The organism is Phocaeicola salanitronis DSM 18170, from assembly GCF_000190575.1.
Taxonomy (GTDB): domain Bacteria; phylum Bacteroidota; class Bacteroidia; order Bacteroidales; family Bacteroidaceae; genus Phocaeicola; species Phocaeicola salanitronis.
Genome location: NC_015164.1, coordinates 3047851 through 3071944, shown reverse-complemented (window position 1 = coordinate 3071944; position 24094 = coordinate 3047851). Strand labels below are relative to the sequence as shown.

18 protein-coding genes and 2 pseudogenes are annotated in these 24094 nt (G+C 49.0%); 9 read left to right on the top strand and 11 right to left on the bottom strand.

Translation table 11 applies throughout. The features are described from left to right. Positions 1-150: 150 nt before the first annotated feature. Positions 151-1209 (top strand): sensor histidine kinase, encoded by a 1059-nt coding sequence (locus BACSA_RS13270; RefSeq protein WP_013618550.1) that lies wholly within the window; start codon positions 151-153, stop codon positions 1207-1209. A 12-nt stretch (positions 1210-1221) separates the two neighbouring features. Beyond that, positions 1222-1953 (top strand): LytR/AlgR family response regulator transcription factor, encoded by a 732-nt coding sequence (locus BACSA_RS13265; protein ID WP_013618549.1) that lies wholly within the window; start codon positions 1222-1224, stop codon positions 1951-1953. 217 nt (positions 1954-2170) lie between these two features. On the opposite strand, the gene glf is transcribed toward BACSA_RS13265, so the two are convergent. From glf to BACSA_RS13225, 8 genes are all read right to left on the bottom strand, one after another. Next, positions 2171-3304, bottom strand: coding sequence for a UDP-galactopyranose mutase (gene glf / locus BACSA_RS13260; RefSeq protein WP_013618548.1), 1134 nt, complete (start codon positions 3302-3304; stop codon positions 2171-2173). 52 nt (positions 3305-3356) lie between these two features. Then, entirely contained in the window at positions 3357-4649 is a 1293-nt protein-coding gene (tilS, locus tag BACSA_RS13255) for a tRNA lysidine(34) synthetase TilS (RefSeq protein WP_013618547.1), read from the bottom strand. Positions 4650-4687: 38 nt separating this feature from the next. Beyond that, entirely contained in the window at positions 4688-5599 is a 912-nt protein-coding gene (locus tag BACSA_RS13250) for an AraC family transcriptional regulator (RefSeq protein WP_013618546.1), read from the bottom strand. 84 nt (positions 5600-5683) lie between these two features. Next, positions 5684-6838 (bottom strand): lactaldehyde reductase, encoded by a 1155-nt coding sequence (gene fucO, locus BACSA_RS13245; protein ID WP_013618545.1) that lies wholly within the window; start codon positions 6836-6838, stop codon positions 5684-5686. A gap of 97 nt (positions 6839-6935) precedes the next feature. Further along, a complete protein-coding gene (gene rhaD, locus BACSA_RS13240; protein ID WP_013618544.1) occupies positions 6936-7745 on the bottom strand; it encodes a rhamnulose-1-phosphate aldolase in 810 nt (269 codons plus the stop codon). Positions 7746-7961: 216 nt separating this feature from the next. Then, complete coding sequence (gene rhaT / locus BACSA_RS13235; RefSeq protein WP_013618543.1) at positions 7962-8996, bottom strand: L-rhamnose/proton symporter RhaT; 1035 nt, start codon at positions 8994-8996, stop codon at positions 7962-7964. A 211-nt stretch (positions 8997-9207) separates the two neighbouring features. Beyond that, positions 9208-10467, bottom strand: a complete 1260-nt coding sequence (locus BACSA_RS13230; protein ID WP_174490731.1) for an L-rhamnose isomerase — start codon at positions 10465-10467, stop codon at positions 9208-9210. Positions 10468-10588: 121 nt separating this feature from the next. Continuing rightward, positions 10589-12049 carry a rhamnulokinase gene (locus BACSA_RS13225; RefSeq protein ID WP_013618541.1) on the bottom strand — a complete coding sequence of 487 codons (1461 nt, stop codon included), beginning with the start codon at positions 12047-12049 and terminating at the stop codon, positions 10589-10591. Between the two features lie 296 nt (positions 12050-12345). Between BACSA_RS13225 and BACSA_RS13220 the strand changes: the two genes are divergently transcribed. The 7 genes and pseudogenes from BACSA_RS13220 to BACSA_RS13195 all read left to right on the top strand — a co-directional run bounded on the left by BACSA_RS13220 (position 12346) and on the right by BACSA_RS13195 (position 19824). Then, positions 12346-13752 (top strand): glycoside hydrolase family 140 protein, encoded by a 1407-nt coding sequence (locus BACSA_RS13220; protein WP_013618540.1) that lies wholly within the window; start codon positions 12346-12348, stop codon positions 13750-13752. A gap of 19 nt (positions 13753-13771) precedes the next feature. Continuing rightward, positions 13772-14341, top strand: a complete 570-nt coding sequence (locus BACSA_RS18960) for a hypothetical protein (RefSeq protein WP_013618539.1) — start codon at positions 13772-13774, stop codon at positions 14339-14341. A 319-nt stretch (positions 14342-14660) separates the two neighbouring features. Next, the gene (locus BACSA_RS13210) at positions 14661-15422 is read left to right on the top strand and encodes an outer membrane beta-barrel family protein (RefSeq protein WP_013618537.1); all 762 of its coding nucleotides are present in this window, start codon (positions 14661-14663) and stop codon (positions 15420-15422) included. Between the two features lie 13 nt (positions 15423-15435). Next, positions 15436-16284 (top strand): annotated as a pseudogene (locus tag BACSA_RS13205) (cysteine peptidase family C39 domain-containing protein); the annotation flags it as partial. A 35-nt stretch (positions 16285-16319) separates the two neighbouring features. Beyond that, complete coding sequence (locus tag BACSA_RS20255) at positions 16320-16478, top strand: hypothetical protein (RefSeq protein WP_169311457.1); 159 nt, start codon at positions 16320-16322, stop codon at positions 16476-16478. 77 nt (positions 16479-16555) lie between these two features. Next, complete coding sequence (locus BACSA_RS13200) at positions 16556-18142, top strand: ATP-binding protein (RefSeq protein ID WP_013618534.1); 1587 nt, start codon at positions 16556-16558, stop codon at positions 18140-18142. A gap of 116 nt (positions 18143-18258) precedes the next feature. Next, positions 18259-19824, top strand: a complete 1566-nt coding sequence (locus tag BACSA_RS13195; protein ID WP_013618533.1) for an ATP-binding protein — start codon at positions 18259-18261, stop codon at positions 19822-19824. Positions 19825-20156: 332 nt separating this feature from the next. Here the strand turns inward: BACSA_RS13195 and BACSA_RS13190 are convergent, their stop codons facing one another. From BACSA_RS13190 to pelA, 3 genes and pseudogenes are all read right to left on the bottom strand, one after another. Continuing rightward, on the bottom strand, positions 20157-21881 hold the full coding sequence (locus BACSA_RS13190) for a pectinesterase family protein (protein ID WP_013618532.1): 1725 nt from the start codon (positions 21879-21881) through the stop codon (positions 20157-20159). Between the two features lie 18 nt (positions 21882-21899). Next, positions 21900-23051, bottom strand: coding sequence for a dienelactone hydrolase family protein (locus tag BACSA_RS20650; protein WP_041584412.1), 1152 nt, complete (start codon positions 23049-23051; stop codon positions 21900-21902). 9 nt (positions 23052-23060) lie between these two features. Continuing rightward, positions 23061-24053 (bottom strand): annotated as a pseudogene (pelA, locus tag BACSA_RS20645) (pectate lyase); the annotation flags it as partial. Positions 24054-24094 lie beyond the last annotated feature (41 nt).

Below are 24094 nucleotides of genomic sequence, written 5' to 3'. Positions count from 1 at the left end.
TTAGTCCGGAGCTTGTGAAAGTTCTGCTAAAATAACTTTGTTCTTCATAACTTTGGTTTCTTTAATCCGGCTGCATTCAGGAGCTTGCTCCCTGCAGCCGGATTTTTCAAAAATTACCTGTATCTTTGCACATCAATTACTTTACACGCTATGAAACAAACGACCGACATTCACCGCCATTCATTGGAAGCCTTGATACACATCATCTGCTGGGGACTGTTTTTCGCATTCCCTCTTTTTTTCGTGCAACGCACCAACGGAACGATTGACTGGGACGCTTTCTTGCATCACAGCCTTTTCCCGGCATCCTCATTCTTCATTTTCTACCTGAATTATTTCATCTTCATCCCTTATATCCTGTTCCATGGGCATACCAAACGGTTCTTGCTCGCCAACTTCATTGTAATTATCTGCATGACTTTCTGCCTGCGCTACCTGAACAACCTGCTCAGCCCTCCGCCCCCTGACTTCAACCGCCCCCTGCCTCCCCAATTCATCTTCTACTTACGCGACATGTCGGGCCTGATATTCTCTACAGGACTTAGTGTAGCTATCCGCATGAGTATCCGCTGGAACAAGGCCGAGGCAGAACGGCGGGAAGCCGTAAAGAGCCGTACCGAAGCCGAACTGAAGAACCTCCGCAACCAAATGAACCCACATTTCCTTCTCAACACACTGAACAATATCTACGCCCTGATTGCATTCGATACCGAAAAAGCCCAACAAGCCGTGCAAGAGTTAAGCAAACTATTGCGGTATGTCCTCTACGATAACCAGCAAATGTTTGTGCCGCTAATAAAAGAAATTGATTTCATTAAAAATTACATCGAACTGATGCGCATCCGTGTTTCTCCGCAAGTCAGCATAGAAACCTCGTTCGACATCAAGCCGAACAGCCAGACTCCCATCGCACCGCTTATCTTTATTTCATTAATCGAAAACGCATTCAAACATGGGATTTCACCAACCGAACCCAGCTTTATCCGCATTGCCATAACCGAAACCGAAGAACAAATATGCTGCAACATACGGAACAGCAACCACCCTAAAACCCGCACCGACAAAAGCGGGTCAGGCATCGGACTGGAACAGGTAAGCAAACGCCTGGAACTGATTTACCCGGGAAATTATCAATGGAAACAAAACCTTTCAGCGGACGGAAAGGAATATATTTCTTCCATTCACATCAACTTACACCATTCACACTAAAAAAACGACAATATGAATCTACGTTGCGCTATCATCGATGACGAGCCCTTGGCATTAGGGCTACTGGAAAGTTACGTAAAAAAGACACCGGCATTAACACTCTGCGGAAGCTATTCAAGTGCCGTACTGGCAATGAAGTACTTGCCCGAACATCCTGCCGACCTCTTATTTCTAGACATTCAAATGCCCGAACTGAACGGGCTGGAGTTTTCGCGCATGGTGACCGAGAACACCCGCATCGTCTTTACCACCGCATTCAACCAATATGCCATAGACGGATACCGTGTCAACGCCTTAGACTATCTTTTAAAGCCAATCAGTTACACCGATTTTATGGAAGCCGTCAACAAGGCAATTCATTGGTTCGAACTCCAGCAAAAAGCAGAAAGCCATTCTTCTCCGCAACCCGCAGAAAACATGGAAAAATACATTTACGTAAAAAGTGACTACAAGCTGATACAAATCGAACTCGACAAGATACTGTACATTGAGGGACTGAAAGATTACATCAAAATTCATTTAGAGGGAATCGAAAAACCCATCCTGTCTTTAATCAGCATGCGGTCTATGGAAGAAAAACTTCCGGCCGAGCGGTTTATCCGCATACACCGCTCGTTTATCGTACAAAAACAAAAGATAAAAATTATCGACAAGGGACGCATTGTATTCGGAAAAGATTATATACCGGTCTCCGACAGCTATAAGCAAGAGCTTCAAAATTATGTTAACGAACATATTGTTTAAAGTTATTCTCGAATTTAACTATTTTTAGCTAAGCAAAAAGTCGTTTTTTCTGCAATACGTTTGTCACTTCTAAATATAAGGCTTATATTTGCTTGTACATAATAACAACAGAAGTTGTGAAACTTCTTATTGAATAGTTTAGTTAAGTCTAGTTTAGTTTTTGTGTTGTGATACTCCAACCATTAGAGAATGGCTGGAGTATCTTTTTTTATGGGTTTCACTTGAAATAATTCAAGGCTTTTTCTACAATATGATGCATATCATAATACTTGTATTCAGCCAATCTTCCTCCGAAAATCACATTCGGCTCCATATCAGCCAATGCTTTATATTTAAGATAAAGACAATTGTTCTTTTCATCATTCACCGGATAATAAGGCTCGCTTCCTTCCGACCACTCCGAACTATATTCTTTCGAGATAACCGTCTTCGGACATTGCTCTACCTCGGCTCCGAACATTTCGAAATGCTTGTGCTCAATGACACGTGTATAAGGAACTTCCCGCTCGGTATAGTTTACCACGGCATTCCCCTGATAATTGGGCATATCCAACGTTTCGGTTTCAAACCGGACGGTACGGTACTCCAATTTGCCATACTGATAACCGTAAAATTCATCTATCGCTCCGGTAAAGACGATTTTATCAGCCAACGGTTCCAACTCTTCCCGATGCGCGAAGAAATCACATTCCAACCGGGTATCCACTCCCTCCAGCAAACGCTCTATCAGCACATTATATCCGCCGATAGGGATTCCTTGGTATTTATCGTTGAAATAATTATTGTCGAACACCATCCGTACCGGAAGACGCTTGATGATAAAAGCCGGAAGCTCTGCACATCTCCGCCCCCATTGCTTCTCGGTATATCCTTTTATCAATGCCTCATAAATATCCTTTCCAATCAATACCTGTGCCTGTTCTTCCAAATTACGCGGTTCAGAAATACCCTGTTCCTTCATCCGAGCCACAGCTTCCGCCCTTTGCTCGTCCAATTTGGCCTTTGCCTCGGCAGGAGTCGTCACGCCCCACATCTGATAGAAGGTATTCATGTTGAAAGGCAAGTTATATAATTTCCCCTTGTAATTGGCAACGGGCGAATTGGTATAACGGTTGAACTCCACAATCGAATTTACAAAATCCCATACCTCCTTATTGGATGTATGGAAAATATGCGCCCCATATTTATGTACATGAATCCCTTCCTGATTTTCACAATAAAGGTTTCCACCCACCTGAGAACGTCGGTCTACAACAAGACACTTCTTATTTCCCAGCTTCGCTTTGTAGGCAAATACAGAGCCGAAAAGCCCGGCGCCCACAATCAGATAATCATACGGTTTTGAATGCATATCGATACTTTTTTCAATTAAAAATCCTATGGTCAAAGATAAAAGATATTTTTCACCCCTGCAAGCCTTCTTTCTCTATGCGGAGCATAATCACCTTCCGTGTACGCTCCGTTACACGGAAACGATTATCCGTACGCTCATTTACCAGCCAGACAATATCCTCTCCCGCACACACTACATACTGGTTTTCTTTATCGAAACGGGAAAATTTCCTGTCACGCAAATAATCACGCACTTTCTTAAAGCCACGCATTCCGAAAGGAACGAATTTATCACCTGCCTGCCATTTACGGAGCACCAGCGGTCCGGTCACTTTCGAAGCGTCCAGACAAGCGACATGCACATCGTGCGGTACCTGAAAGCCTTCCTTCACCTCTTTTGTTTCCTGATGCAATATCCAAGCCGGGGATTCTCCTTCACGCTTCCTTATAATCAAGCTATCCCGGTCACGCAGCACCGCGTATCCGGAAGAATAAAACAACCGTCCCGATTCCGCATCAAGGCTACGGAAAATATCCTGCAATTGTGACGCATTGAAACCCAAAGGATAAAGCAATTCGAACAAGACCGCTTGCGGAGCCGTTTCCATACGCAAGCGGGCTATATCAATCCGGTCTTCACCTTCTTTCACTCTCCGGCAAGCTTCCGTAATCGCCACACGATATACCGCATCTACTTCAAAAAGCCTCCGTGCCGTCTCTGCTATCGTTTCACTTACCGAAGGGTTAATTTCCCTCAACAAAGGAAGCACGTTCAAACGGAGCTTATTACGGGTAAACTCGTCTCTCTGATTGGTGCTGTCCATGACATAATCCTGCCCTATAGACGCCAAGAAAGCCAAAATGTCCGTCCTGTCTACATCTAATAAAGGACGGACGATTGCCCCATTCTTCGGCACAATCCCTTTCAATCCTTGAATGCCTGTACCACGCACCAAATTCAACAAAAAAGTTTCCACACTATCGTCCCGATGATGGGCAACTCCGATGACTTGCGCACGCTCTTGCTTACGCACTTCTTCGAACCAGGCATAACGCAATTCCCTGGCAGCCATTTCCACGGAAACCCGATGCGCTTCCGCATAAGATTTCGTATCAAAATCATGTATATGCAGAGGCACCTGCAACTTCGTACACAATGTTTGCACAAAAGCAGCATCCCTATCAGATTCTTTCCCACGCAAATGAAAATTACAATGAGCCGCTACGCACGTATATCCTCCCTGCAACAAAACGCGCAATAAAGCTACTGAGTCGGCTCCCCCGCTCAATGCCACCACGATTTTATCATCTTTCGTAAACAACTCTTTCTCGTGGATATACCGGATTACTTTCTGATAAAACATAAGATACAATATTTATATGCCAATATGATAAGAAAAAGCTATTCGGATTTCATATCCCGACCGAAAGAGCGGTATTTGACCGGTGTCAACCCTGTATTCTTTTTGAATAAATTCGAAAAATGCTCCGTCGACGCATAGCCCAACATATAACAAATCTCTTTCACCGAATGTGTAGACCCTACCAGCAATTGCTTGGCTTTCCTTAATTTCAATTCCTGAAAATACTTGGCAGGCGCATAACCCGTATATTCCTTAAACGCTTTCCGAAACCAAGAATAGCTGATGTTCATCCGAGCCGCCAACTGCTCAGGGTCAATCTCGCCATATACATTCTCACTCATGATGATTTTAGCCTGTTCCATCTTCCCCATTACATTATCCCTTTCAAATATATTATTTTTCGAAACAGACAGCACCAAGCCAATCATGTGCAACAAGATTCCAGCCAAGTATTGTTGGGCTCCCGTTTTATCTTCTTCCGCAATTTCCAATGCCCTCGAAAAAAGAAAAGTCAGTTCTTCATTCAGCCCGATATCCAACACCTGATTATCCCGGGCAAGAAACGTGTTTCTAACAAGCTGGTCTGCTACACTTCCCTCAAAACCTATGTAATATTCATTCCACCCCGTTTCATTATTAGGTCCGTACGTATGCCACTGGCCCGGGAAAAGCACAATCAGATTCCCCTTTCCGATATTACGCTCCAGCGTATTGTCCGACGCGAAGGTGCCCTCTCCTTTTGTAATGTAAAGCAACTGATATTCACGCAAGACACGTCCTTTTTGGGCATTAAAAAAATATCCTGTAGGATGATTCCGCACCGGATAAGGAGAATTAGGACGAATCGATTGATAACCTACCGTATTGATTGAAAGCCCGAAGCTCCGGTCTCTGTCGTTCACAATCAAGTACTTCAGTTCCATGCCTGTATCATTGTATAATTTTGCCATACGTGTGGATTTTACGGATTATGGCAAATATACAAATTAAAAAGGAGACCACAACGGGCCTCCTCCATTTTATATAAAAAGATATCAATATGCCTTGCGATACAGGGCTTCGATGTCTTCTATCGAAGTGGGACGCGGATTGCCTCCGGTGCAGACATCGTTGAAGGCATCGATTGCCAACTGGTGCAGGTCTTCCTCGCGCACACCGATTTCGTGCAGCTTCTGCGGGATGTTGATGCTGAGCGAGAGGGCACGCACCGCCTCGATGGCTGCTTTCACTCCTTCTGCCTCGGTCATGCCTTCCGTATCCACTCCCATTGCCTTGGCGATATGGATATACTTGGGAGCCGCCGGCGATTCGGCATTATACTCCATCACATAAGGCAAGAGCAATGCGTTTGCCACGCCGTGAGGTGTGTCATAATGCGCACCCAGCGGATGAGCCATCGAGTGTACGATGCCCAGCCCTACGTTGCTGAACCCCATACCGGCGATATATTGTGCCTGCGACATTGCTTCACGCGCCACCGGGTCGTTGCCATTATCTACCGCAGCCTTCAGGTTCCCGGCAATCATTTCGATAGCCTTCAGTTCGAACATATCCGACATCAGCCACGCACCCGGCGTAATGTAGCTTTCGATGGCGTGGGTCAGGGCATCCATACCCGTAGCGGCGGTCAAGCCTTTGGGCATGGAATACATCAATTCGGGGTCGACAATCGCTACACACGGGATGTCATTCGGGTCGACACATACCATTTTCTTTTGAGCCTGCTCGTCGATGATGACATAGTTGATGGTCACTTCGGCTCCCGTACCTGCCGTAGTAGGCAATGCAAAAGTCGGAACCGCTTTATGGCGGGTATCGGCAACCCCTTCCAACGAACGCACATCGGCAAATTCGGGATTATTCACCACGATACCGATGCCTTTGGCGGTATCAATCGCCGAGCCTCCGCCCAATGCTACGATGAAATCGGCTCCCGAAGCTTTATAAGCCTCCACGCCGTGCTGCACGTTGGCGATGGTGGGATTTGCCTTCACGTCGCTATACACTTCGTAAGGGATGTTGTTCTTGTCGAACACTTCAATCACTTTATCTGCTACGTGAAAACGAATCAAATCGTTGTCGGTCACGAAAAACGCTTTCTTGAAACCTCTGCGCTGCGCTTCCGTGCCAATGCTTTCGCGGCATCCCGCACCGAAATACGAGGTTTCGTTCAAAATCATTCTGTACATAGTTCTGTTTTGTTTAAAGGTTATTTTTATCTCACCACAGATTACACAGATTAGAAAATTAATTATTTAATCTGCGTAATCTGTGGTGAAAAACTCATCATTTCGGCAAATTGAAAGCCACTGACATTTCCTTCATCTGCTCCTGGCTCATGCCTTCGGGTTCGAAGCCCATGTTCTTCGCCGCGATGTAAATCAGTGCCGATTTGTTGAGCACATCCACCTGGTCGAACGCCGCCATGATGTCGGTATCTACGGCAAACACGCCGTGCTTTTCCCACATCACCACATCGTAGTCATCCAGTTCCTTGATGGTCGCCTCAGCCAGTTCCACCGAGCTGGGCAATTTGTAGGGAACCATTCCCAAGCCGCGCGGACAGAATGCCTTCGTCTCCGGGATCATGCTCCACAAGAGGTTGGAAGCGACATCCTTCTGCATAAACTTCTGGTTATGGGTCAACGCCACCAGTTCGATGGGGTGAGTGTGGAGCGATGCCTTGTAGTTCATACCCTTCGAAAGCAGGTAGTTGTGCACACTCAGGTGCGAAGGCAACTCAGAAGTAGGCATCACCGGCTGGTCGGCGATGATGACATAGCTGGCACAATCGTCCAGAATGCGGATAACCGAGCCGTTTGCCATCGGGTCGCGTGCCAGGTCGCGCATCCGTTTCTGCGTGCCTTTGCAATAGAAATAACATCCCTTCAATTGGGGAAGTACCGCACCGATTTGTTTCACTTCGCTGATAGCGGGCATCGTGCGGATGGCATCGTCCACGTATTCGGTGATGTTGATGGTGATGTTTCCGCCGTTGCGTTCAGCCCAGCCTTTCTGCCACAGATAGCCTGCGACTTCTGCTACTTTACCAATCTCGGCAGCCAGTGCCGGACGGTTGTTCAATATTGATTCCATAATTATGAGTTTGTAAGTTTATGTTTTTGGGAAACGCGGATTAACGCAGATTTTCGCAGATTAGAAATTAATGAATAACCCACACTAATCAGTGTTTCTATAACTTATAAGTTTATGTTTAGGGGAACACAAGTTAATGCTGAATTTCTCAGATTGAAAACTTATAAAATAATCTGCGTGAATCCGCGTTAATCTGCGTTTCCTATAATATAAAAATCACCCCAGCAACTGAGGCAGGAACGATGACACGATGAGCACCGCCAGACCGATGACCAATACCGTAATGGTCTTCGGCGAGCAGCCTTTCCATTCCTTCAGGATGATGCCCCATACGTTCGAGAACACCACGTTGAGCGCCATCAGGATGCAGAAGGCGAAAGTCATCAGCACGGGCGACGAAGTGAGGAAGCCCTTGCCGAGTGCCAGCCCGAAGAACTGGCTATACCACAACACGCCAGCCAGGGCACAGAAGACGAGGTTATTCGTCCATACATTGCCTTTACGATAGTCTCCCCACGTGCGGTTCTTCCCGTTCTGGAAGAAACAATACACGGCATTCGTCACAAAACCGCCCAGCGTGACGAGGAACGTTGCCGGAAGCGTCTTGAACATATCCGCCGACTCCTCGAAGTGGATAGACGAGCCGAACTCCAGCCCCACATTGAAGCAACCGCTCATAAACCCTGCCAGCAGGGCGATGGCGATGCCTTTCGGGAAATTGAAGTCCTTCACCGCCGCCTTTTTCTCCTCTTCGCTCAGGCTCTGCGACTTCATGTTGCCCGCCACGCCGATGATGGCAATGCCCACAAGCGTCACCACTACACCGATAATGACCGAAGCCGTCAGCTTCTCCAGATGATGCGCCTCGGGATAGAAGACGTTCAGTATCACCGGAGCCAGAATGGTGCCCAGACCGGCGCACGTGCCCAGCGAGATGCTTTGTCCCAGCGCCACGCCAAGGTAGCGCATCGAAAGCCCGAAAGTCAGTCCGCCCACGCCCCACAGCACACCGAAAAGGATGGTCATTGCCACATCCAGCCCGCTTGCACCGGCAAACAACTCAAAAAGGCTGTGTCCCGCAGGAACAGCCAGCAACGCACCCAGCAGCGGGAAAACCAGCCAGGCAAACACGCCCTGAACCAGCCAGTACGACTCCCAGCTCCAGTCTTTTATCCGATTAATCGGCACGTAACAGCTCGACTGGCAGAACGCGCCGATAGCAATAATCAATAGTCCGATTACTATATCCATTATCTGAATCGTTTTTTAGAATAATCAATAAGATTCTCCGACAGCACTTATCCTGCAGGATTGACGCTATCCGAGCCTCCGACAGCACTTATCCCGCAGGATTGGCACTATCCGAGCCTCCGACAGCACTTATCCTGCAGGATTGGCACTATCCGAGCCTCCGATGGCACTTATCCTGCAGGATTGGTGCTATCCGAGATCCGGAGAGGCCTTAACCGCGTTTCGATGTCACGTCTGCCTCGTATTTTTCTACCTCGGCAATGAAATCTTCGCCTACCGGCACGTTGTTCTTCAGGCAGAACATGTCCCATACGGCGTTCCAAGGCAACGCTTTGGCTTCTTCCAGCAGGGCGAGGCGTTCGAACAGCTGGCCGTTTGCTTCGTACTGGCGAAGCTGCGCAAGCGGTTCGAGAAGTGCGCGGAGCATGCATTTCTGTGCCGCACGGCTACCCACAACGTACGCGCCGATGCGGTTGATGCTGGCATCGAAATAATCGAGGCCATAGTGCACGCGGTCGAGCGCGCCGCAACGCACGATTTCCTGGAAGAGTTCCAGTGTCGGGTCGTCCATAATGGTCACGTGGTCCGAGTCCCAACGGATAGGACGGCTCACGTGCAACATCAGTTCGGGCACGTAGAGCAGGAGCGACGAAACCTTGTCGGCTACGCTCTCGGTCGGGTGGAAGTGACCGGTATCCAACGTAATCATCTTGTTGTGCGATACGCCATAGCCGATGTAGAAGTCGTTCGAGCCTACGGTATAGCTTTCCAGCCCGATGCCGAACACTTTCGATTCGATGCAGTCTTTCATGTTCTTGTATTCGGTAGCGAAAATCTGGTCGAGCGAATCCTTCAGCAGTTCGCGGTATTTCATACGGTTCACGGTGATGTCCTTGCTTCCGTCGTGCACCCATACGTTCATGATACAGGGGTCGCCCTGTGCCTCGCCCATCGCTTCCGCCACGGCACGGCAACGCTTGGTGTGCTCAATCCAGAACTGACGGATGCTTTCGTCGGGATTAGCCAATGTCAGGCTTCCGCTTTTCGGGTGCGAGAAGGAAGTAGAGTTGAAGTCGAGCTTCATGTTGTGTTCTTTTCCCCAGTCCATCCAGCTTTGGAAATGACGGGGCTCTACCTGGTCGCGGTCTACGGGTTCACCCTGGAAGTCACCGTAGATTTCGTGCAGGTTCAAGCGGTGAGTACCGGGAATGTACGAAGCGGCTTTCAGGATATCCTGGCGCAGCTCGTCGATGTTGCGTGCACGTCCGGGATAATTTCCGGTGGTCTGGATACCTCCGGTCAGCGAGCCTGCTCCGGTTTCGAATCCGATGACATCGTCTGCCTGCCAGCAGTGCAGCGACAGGTGGAAGTCCTGCATGGTTTCCATTACTTTTTCCACGTCTACGCCTACAGCCGCATAGCGTTCTTTCGCGATTTCATACGCTTTGTTTACGAGTTCTTCTTTCATAATAGTATTGTTTTTTATGTTAATGAATAAGTTGATTCAAAGGAGTTATGAAGTTAAGGAGTTAAGCCGATACCTTCACCAATGCTTCCACCAACAAAACTATTGGCTTAACTCCTATTTTATATTATTGCGTCACCGTCTTAAACTGCAAATAAGCGGCGTCCCATACCTCTTTGTGCTGGGGCTGGAAGGTCTTGAGCGGAATCGCCTGGCTCACGAAGCGGCGCATCAGCTGGATGTCGGTAGCTTTTCCGGCAGCCAGCGCCTGAATCATGATATTGCCCACGGCAGTAGCTTCCGACGGGCCCGCAACCACGGGGATGCCGATGGCATTTGCCGTCCACTGGTTGAGCAGTTCGTTGCGGCTTCCTCCGCCGATGACGTGCAACACTTCTATCGGATTGGGCGAAAGCGTCTGAAGGTTTTCCAGCACCTGGCGGTAGCGCAAGGCAAGGCTCTCGAAGATGCAGCGCACGATTTGCCCGCGCGTCTCGATGGCAGGCTGCTTGTGTGCCGTGCAATACGCCTTGATGGCTTCTTCCATATCCGCAGGGTTGGCGAAGACAGGGTCATCGGGCGCAATCAGGTTGCGGAACGGTTCGCTGGCATTCGCCTCGGCTATCAGTTCGGGATAGGAAGTCTCGCCCCATCCGGCACGGCAACGCTCCAAGAGCCACATGCCGCAGATATTCTTCAGCAGACGGATGGTACCGTTCACTCCGCCTTCGTTCGTAAAGTTCAAAGCTTCGGTATCGGCGTTGATGACCGGCGCATCGGTCTCCACCCCCATCAGCGACCACGTGCCGCTGCTCAGGTAAGCGAAGTTCTTGTTTTGCGCAGGAACCGCAGCCACCGCCGATGCCGTATCGTGTCCGGCTACGGCAATCACGGGCACGGCTCCCAGCCCGGTGATGCGCTGCACCTCTTCGGTAAGCGTGCCCACGGTCTCGCCCGGATAGACAAAGCGGCCGAAGTTGTCTTCGTCCAGCATCAGGCTTTTCAGCAGCTCGGGCTCCAGGCGGCGCGTCTTCGCGTTCACCAGCTGGGCGGTAGAGGCAATGGTATATTCGCACACCATCTCGCCCGTGAGCATATAGCTCAGCGCGTCGGGGATAAAGAGCAGCTTATCAGCCGCTTCCAGCGCGCTGTCCTTGTGGCGGAGCATCGTGTCGAGCTGGAATATGGAATTGAAGTTCATCACCTGGATGCCGGTCAGCCCGTACACCCGGCTGCGCGGCACCCGGCTGAAATACTTCTCGGGAGCGCCCTCGGTATGCGGGTCGCGGTACGAATAAGGCTGGCGGAGCTGGCTTCCGTCCTTGCCCACGCACACGAAATCCACGCCCCACGTATCGATGCCGATCGAGGTGATTTCGATGTCCTCACGCGCCGCAGCCCGTTTCAGCCCCTCCAGAATGTTCCGGTAAAGTTCGTAGATATCCCAGTAGAAGTGTCCTCCTGTCTCGATGATATGATTGGGGAAACGGTTCATTTCTTCTGTTACCAGTCCTTCCTGAGTGAAAGAGCCTATTATCGTACGCCCGCTGGTAGCCCCGAGGTCGACGGCGAAAAAGCATTTTGTCATAGCCTGTTCCGAGTTTAATGTTACCAAATTTTCTTTTGTTCGCAAAGATAAGCGAAATATTCATACGCTATCATGCACATTTTGACCGAAAACATAAACATTTTGGCATGTTATTCAGCAGGTATTCGCAAATTTACTTATCTTTACCGCCGGATAAATATTATTGAACGCAGAGACGCAAAGGCGCAGAGCTCATTTGGCTCCGTGCCTTTTGCCTTCTCTTAAAATTATTCCTCTGCGCCTTTGCGTCTTTGCGTTCAATAAAGTAAAACAATAACTTTTTATCATTTAAGACCATGAAAACATTTTTACGGAAACTCCTCTTCGCCGCCGCAAGCTGCCTGCTGGCATCTACTGCTTGCCCGACGCAACTCCCCTGGGAAAACGGGAAACTGAAAGTGTCCGATAACGGACGTTACCTGATGCACGAAAACGGGACGCCTTTCTTCTGGCTGGGCGACACGGGCTGGCTGATGCCCGAACGGCTCAACCGCGATGAAGTGTCGTTCTACCTGGAGCGTTGCCGGCAGGCAGGCTACAACGTGGTGCAAGTGCAGACCGTCAACGGCGTGCCCGCCACCAACGCCTACGGGCAAGCGTCCATGCCCGACGGATTCGACTTCAGCCGCATCGACCGTGAAGGCACGTACGGATACTGGGACCACATGGACTACATCGTCCGCGCCGCCGAAAGCAAAGGCATTTATATAGGTATGGTCTGCATCTGGGGCGGACTGGTGCGAAGCGGCTTTATGAACGAAGAAGAAGCCAAACAATACGGTACCTTCCTTGCCAACCGCTATAAAGATTGCCCCAACATCGTATGGATTATCGGAGGAGACACGCGGGGTGATGTCAAGACCGAAGTATGGGAAGCGTTGGCAACGAGCATCCGTGCCATCGACAAGAACCACTTGATGACCTTCCACCCCTTCGGACGAACAATGTCCGCCACATGGTTCAACGATGCCCCGTGGCTCGACTTCAACATGTTCCAGAGCGGGCACCGGCGATACGGCCAGCGCAAGGGAGACGGCGACAACCTGGCGGACAGCAACGTGGCGGAAGACAACTGGCGGTACGTAGAAGCCAGCCTTGCCTGCCGTCCGCTGAAGCCCGTGCTCGATGCCGAGCCCAGCTACGAAGACATCCCGCACGGACTGCACGACCCTGCCCAACCCCGCTGGACGGCAAACGACGTGCGCCGCTACGCCTACTGGTCGGTCTTTGCCGGCTCGTGCGGACACACCTACGGCCACAATTCCATCATGCAGTTCTACCGCCCCGGCTATGCCCCTGCCTACGGAGCCGATAAGACATGGATGGAGGCACTGGACGCTCCCGGCTTCAACCAAATGAAATACCTGAAGGAGCTGATGCTACGCTTCCCCTATTTCGAACGCGTCCCCGACCAAAGCGTCATAGCCGGGACGAACGGCGAACGCTACGACCGCCTCATCGCCACCCGCGGAGACGACTACCTGCTGGTGTACAACTACAGCGCACGCCCCATGCAAATCGACCTGACCCGAATCAAGGGAAACAAGAAAAAAGCATGGTGGTTCCGCCCCACAGACGGAACCACCGAATACATCGGCGAGTTCGAAAACCGCGTCACCGACTTCCAGTACGATGCCCCCTACATGCAGGGAGCCGACCGAGTGCTGATTGTAACAGACGCGGAGGCGGAATATATGAAATAAAATATGCACTTGCAAAACAATGGAAAACGAAACGCAAAAGAATACCTATGAACGGGTAACGGGAGAACTCTCCCGTTTCCTGCCGATAGGTTACCTCATTATGGTCATCATCGGCATGATTTTCAATTACTTCAGATTCGAAATGTTCGGACTGAACATCTTCCAATACGCATCGGTCTTCGACTTCCTGATTTCTCCATTCGAAGACATGCACATCCTGCTTTTCATCTTCGGCTCAATGCTGCTGGTTCTCTTCACCATGAAAATGGACAAGCTTTGGAAAAAACATTTTCCAAAGTCCTATAAGAAATGGACTTTTAAATGGGCCGAAAGAAGCTGGTATAAGCCCGCCAGCTATATCTTTGTCATTACCGCCTATATATTTTATGGAGCCTATTTTTATGGCGTATACACTTACAATGCCGTACCCCAGAAAAAAGACATTACCGTCCGGTATCAAAATAACGAAACATTAACCGGCAAACAAATAGGAAAAGTGGGCAACGCCCTGTTCCTTTTATGCGGAGAAGAAGTGAAAATCATCCCCGCCACCGCTTATAAAGAATTGAGCTACCCTTTGGGAAAGTAAAACGAACCAGTCAAAAAATCCAATAAAAAACAAAGATGTGGAAGAAGAAAAAATATGCCCCCAAAGCGTCCAAAAATGAAAATAATGACGTATCATTGCAAAGCCAGACGACAGGGCAGGGCGAAAGCGTATGCCGGAGTACCTGACCAAAAATCGAATGCCCTGTCGAAGGGCATCCGGTTTTGCCAAACAACAAGGCCGGGCTCTGCATGTCCGGGGTATCCGGCAACTAAAAAAGCACAGCTTTCAGGAGAGTGGCTACTTATACAGTACCACAAGTGAAGGAAGTGTCTACTGAATTAGTTTATCAAAAGAAAAAGTGTCTAGTAAAATCAGGAAAAGACAGACACGTCCGGACTATGGCCAGTTGGACGGTAATGTTACCTATAACAACCGGTACTCATATCAAGGAGGAAATCCTTTCCTGAAACCGTCGAAAAGGCAAAGCCTTGACTTGTCCGCTTCGTGGAAGTGGCTGTATTTCAACTTAGCTTACGAACACGAAAAAGATGCCATCATGACGATTAACGAGCCTTATGAGGGCAACGGAAAAATCATGTATATAACTAACAGGAACTTCGACAAGATTCACCGCATGAATGCACTCGCGAGCCTCTCGCCGACATTCGGTATCTGGAAGCCGGTATTGTCTTTAGGACTAACCACACAATGGTTTTCAGACATATACAATGGGCATGAGAAGAAATTCGATAATCCTGTTTTCCTGACCACATTCAACAATTCCTTCCAGCTGCCCGCCGGATTTGTCTTCGGTTTGGATTTCAATTACCAAAGCAGGGGAAGCTACGAGCATGCGGAGCTCTTTTCTTTCTGGAGGTTGGACGCAAGCCTGTACCGTTCGTTCTTTAACGGAAGCCTGGACGTAAACCTGAAGGTGAGGGATATCTTTGACACGTATCACCTAAAAGCCAAATTCTACAATACCAATACGTTTATCCATCAGACCAACCATGACGAATCGAGGATTGTCATCCTGACATTGAGTTATAAATTCAATTCGTCGAAAGTGAAGAAATACCAGGGAAGCGGTTCCGGTGCAGCCGAAAAGGCAAGGCTTTGAGGAGGAGATGTTTATGAGGAAATTCCCTTTCCGTTTTCAGCACGACTCCATGCAGTGCGGCATAGCTTGCCTGCAGATGATATGCAGCTATTATCATAAAGAATACACGTTGGAGCAGCTTGCCGACCGTTGTTTTGCAACTACGGAAGGCGTGTCCTTATTGGGAATCAGTGAAGCGGCTTGTAAGTTGGGCTTGAATACAACTTGCGGCCGCATGACTATCGGACAATTAGCCAAAGCCCCTCTTCCTTGCATCCTCCACTGGAACCAGAACCATTTCGTGGTATTATATAAAATAAGGAGAGGGAAAAACTTCTACATCGCCGACCCGGGCAAAGGGAAAATCAGATATACTAAGGAAGAATTCAAGAGTCACTGGATAAGCACCACCTCGCAAGGGGAGGAAAAAGGAGTCGCCATGTTTCTGGAGCCTACCCCGGAGTTCGGCAGGCCGAAAGGAGATGAGGCGGAAGGCATACACTCGTTCCGCTTCCTGATGGGATACCTGAAACAATACCGCCGGTACTTCGTGCAGATTGCCTTGGGGCTGCTCGTAGGGAGCCTGCTGCAGCTCATCCTGCCTTTCCTTACGCAAGCGATCGTTGACTTGGGCATCAAGCACCAAGATATCCGGTTAATTTGGCTGATACTGCTGGGCGAGCTGATGATTGTCATCGGGCGCACCTCGACCGACTTTATCCGCCGTTGGCTGCTGCATATCTCCATGCGCATCAACATCTCGCTGGTGAGCGCCTTCTTCATCAAACTGCTGAAGCTGCCCATGCCGTTCTTCGACACGAAACTGATGGGCGACCTGTTGCAGCGCATGAGTGACCATAGTCGGGTGCAGTCGTTTCTTACCAACTAGACGCTGGTATTGAACTTCGCTCGGAGAAGGTGCGGCGCATCATCGGCACCATTCCTCCGGTATTGGTACGCTGGAACATCATCGTACTGCTCGTCATCGTATGCACGCTGCTTGTCATCGTATGTGCCGTGCCTTATCCTTATGGGGAAGGGGAAAGTATCTTGCGGCATATGCTCGGTTGTTTATAAGCCAATTTCTTCCCGAAAGAAAAGAAAAAGTCAACGGAAATGCTTACTTTTGTGGAAACGCAAAATGTATGAGTCGTATGAACCAGCCCGCATTAAAGAAATATCCCGTAGGGATTCAGACATTCTCTAAAATAAGAGAAGGAGACTATTTGTATATTGATAAGACGGAGTATGTATACCGCATGACACATACTAATTCCGTGTATATGTTCCTGAGCCGTCCCAGACGGTTTGGCAAGTCGTTGCTGACAAGTACGCTTCATGCTTATTTCGAAGGGCGGAAGGAGTTGTTCGAAGGGCTTGCCGTCGAAAAGCTGGAAACGGAATGGACGCAATATCCCGTGCTGCATTTCGACATGAGCTTGGGAAAGCACATGGACAAAGATGCACTTACGCGCTACTTGCACAATTTGCTTCAGAACAATGAAATCAGGTTGGGGATTGCGGCGCGTGAAGCGCAAGATACGAATATCCGGCTGACGAACCTGATTATGGATGCGTATGCCAAATACGGCAGGCAGGTGGTTGTATTGATAGACGAATACGATGCGCCGGTCTTGGACGTGGTGCACGAAGACCGGGACCTGCCTGCCCTGCGGAACGTGATGCGCAACTTCTACAGTCCCCTCAAGGCATGCGACCCTTACCTGCGCTATGTCTTCCTGACGGGCATCACCAAGTTCTCGCAACTCAGTATCTTCAGCGAACTGAACAACATCCAAAACATAAGCATGACAAAAGAGTATGCAGCCATCTGCGGCATAACCGAAGAAGAGATGCGCACGCAGATGGATGCAGACTTGGATGTGTTCGCGGACAAGCTGGATACGACAAAAGAAAATCTGTTGGATAAGCTGAAAAGCTATTATGACGGCTATCACTTTACATGGCCCTCGCCCGACATCTATAATCCCTACAGCCTGATGAATGCATTCGGTGAAGGGGAGTTGAATTCCTATTGGTTCGGAAGCGGAACGCCTACTTATCTGATAGAGATGCTGCGTAAATATCAGGTTGCTCCCCAGCAAATTGGAGGCCGGAAAGTAAGACAGGAAAATTTTGATGTCCCTATTGAGCGGATGACCAATGTAACCCCACTGCTGTATCAAAGCGGTTACCTTACCATCAAGGATTATGCGGCTTTTGCACAGCTTTACACCCTTGATATCCCTAACCGGGAAGTACGCTTAGGGCTGATGAGCAACTTGATACAGAACTATGTGCCCGATACAGAACCGGTAGGAACTTTATTGGGCTTAATGGCAGAACAATTGCACAATGACAATATGGATGAAGCCTTGCATTTTTTGCAGACATTCCTGTCTACCGTTCCCTATACTGACAATACCGACTACGAAGGACATTACCAGCAGGTACTCTACATCATCTTCAGCCTGATGGGCTATTATGTGGATGTGGAAGTGCATACTGCTACAGGAAGGGTAGACGTGGTGATGCGCACCGCCCATACCTTATATATTATAGAAGTGAAACTAAACAAGAGCGCAGCCGAAGCCATGCAGCAAATCGATTTGAAACATTATGACGAACGCTTCGCCCTGTGCGGATTGCCCGTTGTAAAGGTAGGAGTCAATTTTGACAGTGAACGACATACGATTCGGGAATGGACGATTGACAATGGCATAAACGGTTCACTCTTATGACAATTTCCTGCCACACAGACTGAACTGACCATGTTGATAAAAAGGATTTCTTTTCAAAAGTAGGATAGGTCAATGAAATTACGTATTTTTGTGGAAATGTAAAATGTATGAACCGTATGAACCAGCCCGCATTAAAGAAATATCCCGTAGGGATTCAGACCTTTTCGGAACTAAGGACGAAAGGCTACCTGTATATCGACAAGACAGCGTATGTCTACCGAATGGCGAATGACAATAGCAAATATATGTTCCTGAGCCGTCCCAGACGGTTCGGCAAGTCGTTGCTGACAAGTACGCTTCATGCTTATTTCGAAGGGCGGAAGGAGTTGTTCGAAGGGCTTGCCATCGAAAGGCTGGAAACGGAATGGACACAATATCCCGTGCTGCATTTCGACATGAGCTTGGGAAAGCACATGGACAAAGAGGCACTCACGCGCTACCTGCACAATTCGCTTCAGAACAATGAAATCAGGTTGGGGATTGCATCGCGTGAAGCGCAAGATACGAATATCCGGCTGACGAACCTGATTATGGACGCGTATGCCAAATACGGCAGGCAGGTGGTCGTATTGATAGACGAATACGATGCGCCGGTCTTGGACGTGGTGCACGAAGACCGGGATCTGCCTGCCCTGCGGAACGTGATGCGCAACTTCTACAGTCCCCTCAAGGCATGCGACCCTTATCTGCGCTATGTCTTCCTGACAGGCATCACCAAGTTCTCGCAGCTCAGTATCTTCAGTGAGCTGAACAATATTGATAACATCAGTATGGATAACGGATACGCCGCTATTTGCGGCATAACCGAAGACGAAATGCGCACGCAGATGGATGCAGACTTGGATGTGTTTGCGGACAAGCTGGATACGACAAAAGAAAATCTGTTGGATAAGCTGAAAAGCTATTATGACGGCTATCACTTTACATGGCCCTCGCCTGATATCTATAATCCTTTCAGCCTGATGAACGCATTCGGAAAGGGAGAACTGAATGCCTATTGGTTCGGAAGCGGAACGCCTACTTATCTGATAGAGATGCTGAAAAAATATCATACTCCGCCTACTGAAATAGGAAGAGAAGAAGTAGCATTGGAAGACTTTGACGTGCCCATAGAACGTGCGACCAACTATATGCCTTTACTTTATCAGGCAGGCTATCTTACGATTAAGGGAAAGGATACGGAATTCGGTTCTTATATCCTCGATTTGCCCAATAAGGAGGTACGTTTGGGACTGATGAGCAGTCTGGTTCCGTCTTACATAGCCGAAGACACGCGGAAAAGCAACCGGACACTGAGGGAAATGGCACGGCACTTGTCGCGCAACGATATGGACGGAGCCTTGCAGGTATTGCAGGTTTTCCTCTCTACCGTTCCCTATACCGACAATACCGACTACGAAGGACATTACCAGCAGGTACTCTACATCATCTTCAGCCTGATGGGCTATTATGTGGATGTGGAAGTACATACCGCAACAGGAAGGGTAGACGTGGTGATGCGTACCGCCCATACCTTATATATTATAGAAGTGAAACTTAACAAGAGCGCAGCCGAAGCCATGCAGCAAATTGATTTGAAACATTATGATGAACGCTTCGCCCTGTGCGGATTGCCCGTTGTGAAGGTAGGAGTTAATTTTGACAGTGAACGGCATACGCTGAAAGACTGGACCATTCAATAAGCTAAATGAATATCTTCTATTACGCCGGATTTGTAATCCGGAACCATTAGTTGATGATGCGGATTGCAAATCTGCACGTATAATTACGCTGGATTACAAATCCAGCGTGACGGGCGTGACAGGTTTATATTGAACACAGAGACGCAGAGACACGGAGAATATAGAGAAGGCAAAGGTCACAGAGTCAGACTTTTGATCTGTGAACTCTGTTCTCTCAAATAAATAAAACTCTGTGCCTTTGTGTCTCTGTGTTCTATTCCATTTTTCGCAAACCAGTTTTGTTTTACTATAATATGAGCCGTACTTTGTGTGCGCTCTGTGCTGAATAAGGTTTATCGTTTGATATTCGTCAGCAGGGCATTTCCGTTTTGGATGGGATTCCATCCGTCATTGCCTGCCAGAACCTTTTCGGGCTGATATTTGCTGATATCGGTCAACTGGTGGCTGTAGGGAGCACGTGCGGCAGGATTGGCGCCTTCGCCGGTGCTTTGGTATTCGGCATAGAAAGCGGTTTTCTCGTTCGATGCCTTGCCCCAGTTGTTCCAGCCTTCGGGCACGATGTGCTTGCCTAATTCGCATTGGATATAGACAGCTTGCGCGTATGGGCGCCACGGACGGGAAAGATATACTTTGTCCGCTTCGGCATCGGCGGTCAGCCGGCAATTCCAGAATACATAGCCATAAGGTTTTCCCTGATCGGTAGAGGGAGCCGTTACATAACCATTGCCCAGGCTGCGTATCTCGCAGTCTTTAAATAAAGCGGTGCTCCAGCCGAAGATGAAATCTACCGTGCCTTCGATGTAGCAATTCTCATAATATTGGCGGCTCTCTTTTCCGTATGTATAGAGCGTATCCTGATTGCCCAGGAAACGGCAATTCTTGAAATAGGCACGGTCGCCGTCTACAAAGCAGGCTACGGCTTGACCTACCCGTCCGGCTGTGTTGGCAAATGTGATGTTCTCGGCATAGAAGTCGGGGGCATAGATGTAGACCGTAGACGAACCGGAAGTAGACATTTCATCGCCGAAGATGTTTTTCTTCGAAGCATAATTGTCATCGGTGATTACGGCACCTTCTTCACCTATCAGGGAAATGTTGATTTTGCATTCCGGAATGATGACCCGCTCCTTGTATTCTCCCTTCCGTACTAAAATCGTGGTACGTTTGTTCTTGCGGAAATCCGGAACGGCATTGATGGCTTCTTGCACGGTAAAGAAATCCCCGCTTCCGTCTTTAGCCACTACGAAGTCGTAATAACGCACGTATTTGCCCAGTTCGGGGATTTGTTTTTCGATGGCTTGCACGGCAAGTTTGGCAACCTGACGTGCTCCGTAAATATTAAAGTGTGTATTGTCCTGACGGCCTTTGGGGCATGCGGGCGATACTCCGGCAGGAACCCACATGAAGAGTTTCTTCGAACCTTCCACGCCCATTGATTCTACCAGTTCTTTGGTCGCTTTGTTCAGGTCGATGAATGCCACATCCATTTCTTTTGCTACGTTGCGGGGAGAATCGAGGTATTTCCCGTGTGTGTCAATCAACGTATCGCCTTCTTCCACCGCATCTGCTTTCTCGGGACGGAAGTCATCAGCGGCTATGGCATTGGGATTTTCCCCGAAATTGCGGCGTACTACGGAATTGAACAAGACGGGGATTCCTCCCTTTTCGCGTGTCTCGCGTACGAACTTGCGGAGATTTTCATCGAACGTCGTGCCCGGGTCGGTGTGCCGGTCGGGTTTGGGCTTTTCGTCATTGTGCCCGAACTGGATGAATACGTAGTCGCCCGGCTTGATTTTGCTGACCACTTCATCCCAATGTCCTTCGTCAATAAAGCTTTTCGAACTTCTGCCGTTCAAGGCATGATTGTCTACCCGGACATCTTCGGTGAAATAGCCTCCCAATACATGTCCCCAGCCTCTTTCGAGATTGCCGGCATCCAGCGTCTTATTTGCCATGGTAGAGTCGCCGATCATGAATATGGTGATAACCCGATCGGACTTGAATGCCGACAGGAACAGAACTGCCAGCATTACACAAAACAAATGAATCTTTTTCATGAGTCTCTCTTTCTATTTTTACTTGTTTATATTTCCGACGTGAAATTCTTTGTTGAAAAAATCCAATATCGCCTGCTGGATTTCCTTGCTGCAGAAGTGGGGCAGGTCGTATATCTTCGTTTGGAAATGTTCGCCGGCATCTTGGCTTTCCCATACTTGGCGCATGGTTTCGTATGCCGATTTGACCCCTTCTATCGGGAAAAGCTTGTCTTTGGTACCGTTCGTAAACAACATCGGTTTCGGGCAGGCGATGCTTGCCACATGGGGATAGTCCATGTATCTCCGTATGTCCGGAATAATCATGCTGTATGCCGAACCTCCTTTGTTCTGGTTATTGGTCAGGGTCATCAGGCTATCGGTGGTGTTCATCCAGCATACGGCGGCTCCGGCTTTTACCGCATCTGTAGCCGCCATCGTCATCCATGCACGGTGCGCTCCCATCGAGAATCCCATGGTGCCTACTTTCTCTTTGTCCACATTGGGAAGCGAACTGAGGAATTCGGCACTGCGTATATCGTCCCATGCGATGAGGCTTCCGAAGGACATGCCCATTTGCAGAAGGTTGGCGGACAACGCCTGCTGGGCATCGTAGTCGGCATATTCTTTTCTGCCCCGTTCGCCCCAGAACAAGGCATCCACGGCTAATACGACATAGCCGTTCCGGGCAAGGAAATCGCCGACATATTGTCCGTCATAACACCGTACAGCCCAGTCGTCTGCATCTTGCATGACGGTCTCTGATACATTGAACGGGCGCACCATCTTTTCTTTTCCGATGGTGAAGTGTGCGCCGTGGTCATGCAAGAGAAGTACGGCTGGGAAAGGGCCTTTGCCTTCCGGCACAAGGAGGTATGCCGGCACACGGGAATATCCGGATACATTGAACACAATCTTCTGTGCGGTATAGCCTTCCCGCTGTTCGCTTTCGATGACCTTCATGTCGAAATCCGCCTGAGGCGGAGCGGGCTGCATGCATTCCAATAATTTCTCGCGTGCTTGGGCGCGCCAGCGGTTGAAATCCTTTTCGGGTGCATTTCCCCATGCCAGCGGATAGGTCAGGCTTTGCTTCAATTGTTGATAGAAAGCCGGCATGTTGTTCAGTACCTCGTATCCGGCATAAGCCTGCTCCGCTTCTACGATAGCCAGCCATTGCGGATAGTGTTTCAAGATAGCTTCGGGCGCGTATGTGTACCAGTCGTAGCCTGTACGGCGTTCGGGGTCTACATCGGATAACTGGTAGACTTTGGTCCCGTCCCGTCTTGCCATAAAGGGCTTGTTGGTATCCAGCTCGTAGAAGCGTGCCCAGATGCGCGGGGCTTTCTTGTCTTTCACCACTTTCAGGTCGTAGGGATATTCCGCATTGATGATTTGGTCGGGTTTGATTTCAACCTTTTCAATCCGGATGCCTTGAATGGCAGATTTCTCCAGCCATGCCACTCCCGCTTTTACCGCTTCTATCACCTGTGCGGAAGGATGCGGAATCTCCATTAAGAACTTTAATACGCTGCAGCTTTCAGTAGATACCAAGGAGGGAAGTTCGAATGTGCGGGCCTGCACGGGGAGTAAAGTCTCGTTATCATGCTGTTGTCCCCATACGGTTTTTGTTCCGTTTTGCACGTATTGGGTGCGCAGGATGATGTCGATGCCCTTTTGCAACGCCTGGTAGATTCTTTTCTTCATGGCATCGTCCAGCCATGTATAGTTGATGTCGCCTTCATTGATGTGCAGGAAAAGTTCCAGTACACCGGTGGTCACTTCATCATTATAGGTGATGGCGTCTACGTCCCAGCCTCGCCATCCGCCGTTCTTCTTTTGGATTTTCAGCAGGTAATCCAGCCCTTTAAGTACGGATGCCTTATAGCGGGAGTCTTTTGTCTTTGTATAGACTTGTGCCAGGTAGTTGATTTGCGAATACGTGTTCCGGTTATCGAGCGTACTGCGCTTATACCGTTCTTTTAATGCCTGATAGACCGAATCGGTGGGAAGTATGGCAAGCCAATCGATGTTCTTGGGCCATCCTCCGTCTTCGTTCTGGTATGCGATGAAGTTATCCGCTATTTCCTTGTATTGTTCCGGAGCATAGCGTGCGTACGTGCGTTCGGGATGTTCCAGGTTCCAGTGATGGATGCCGTCCGCTACTCCTTCGAGGGAGGGGATTGTTTGTGCGTTCATAAAGCCTGTCATGCCCAATCCCAAAACAAGCAGGGCGAGTC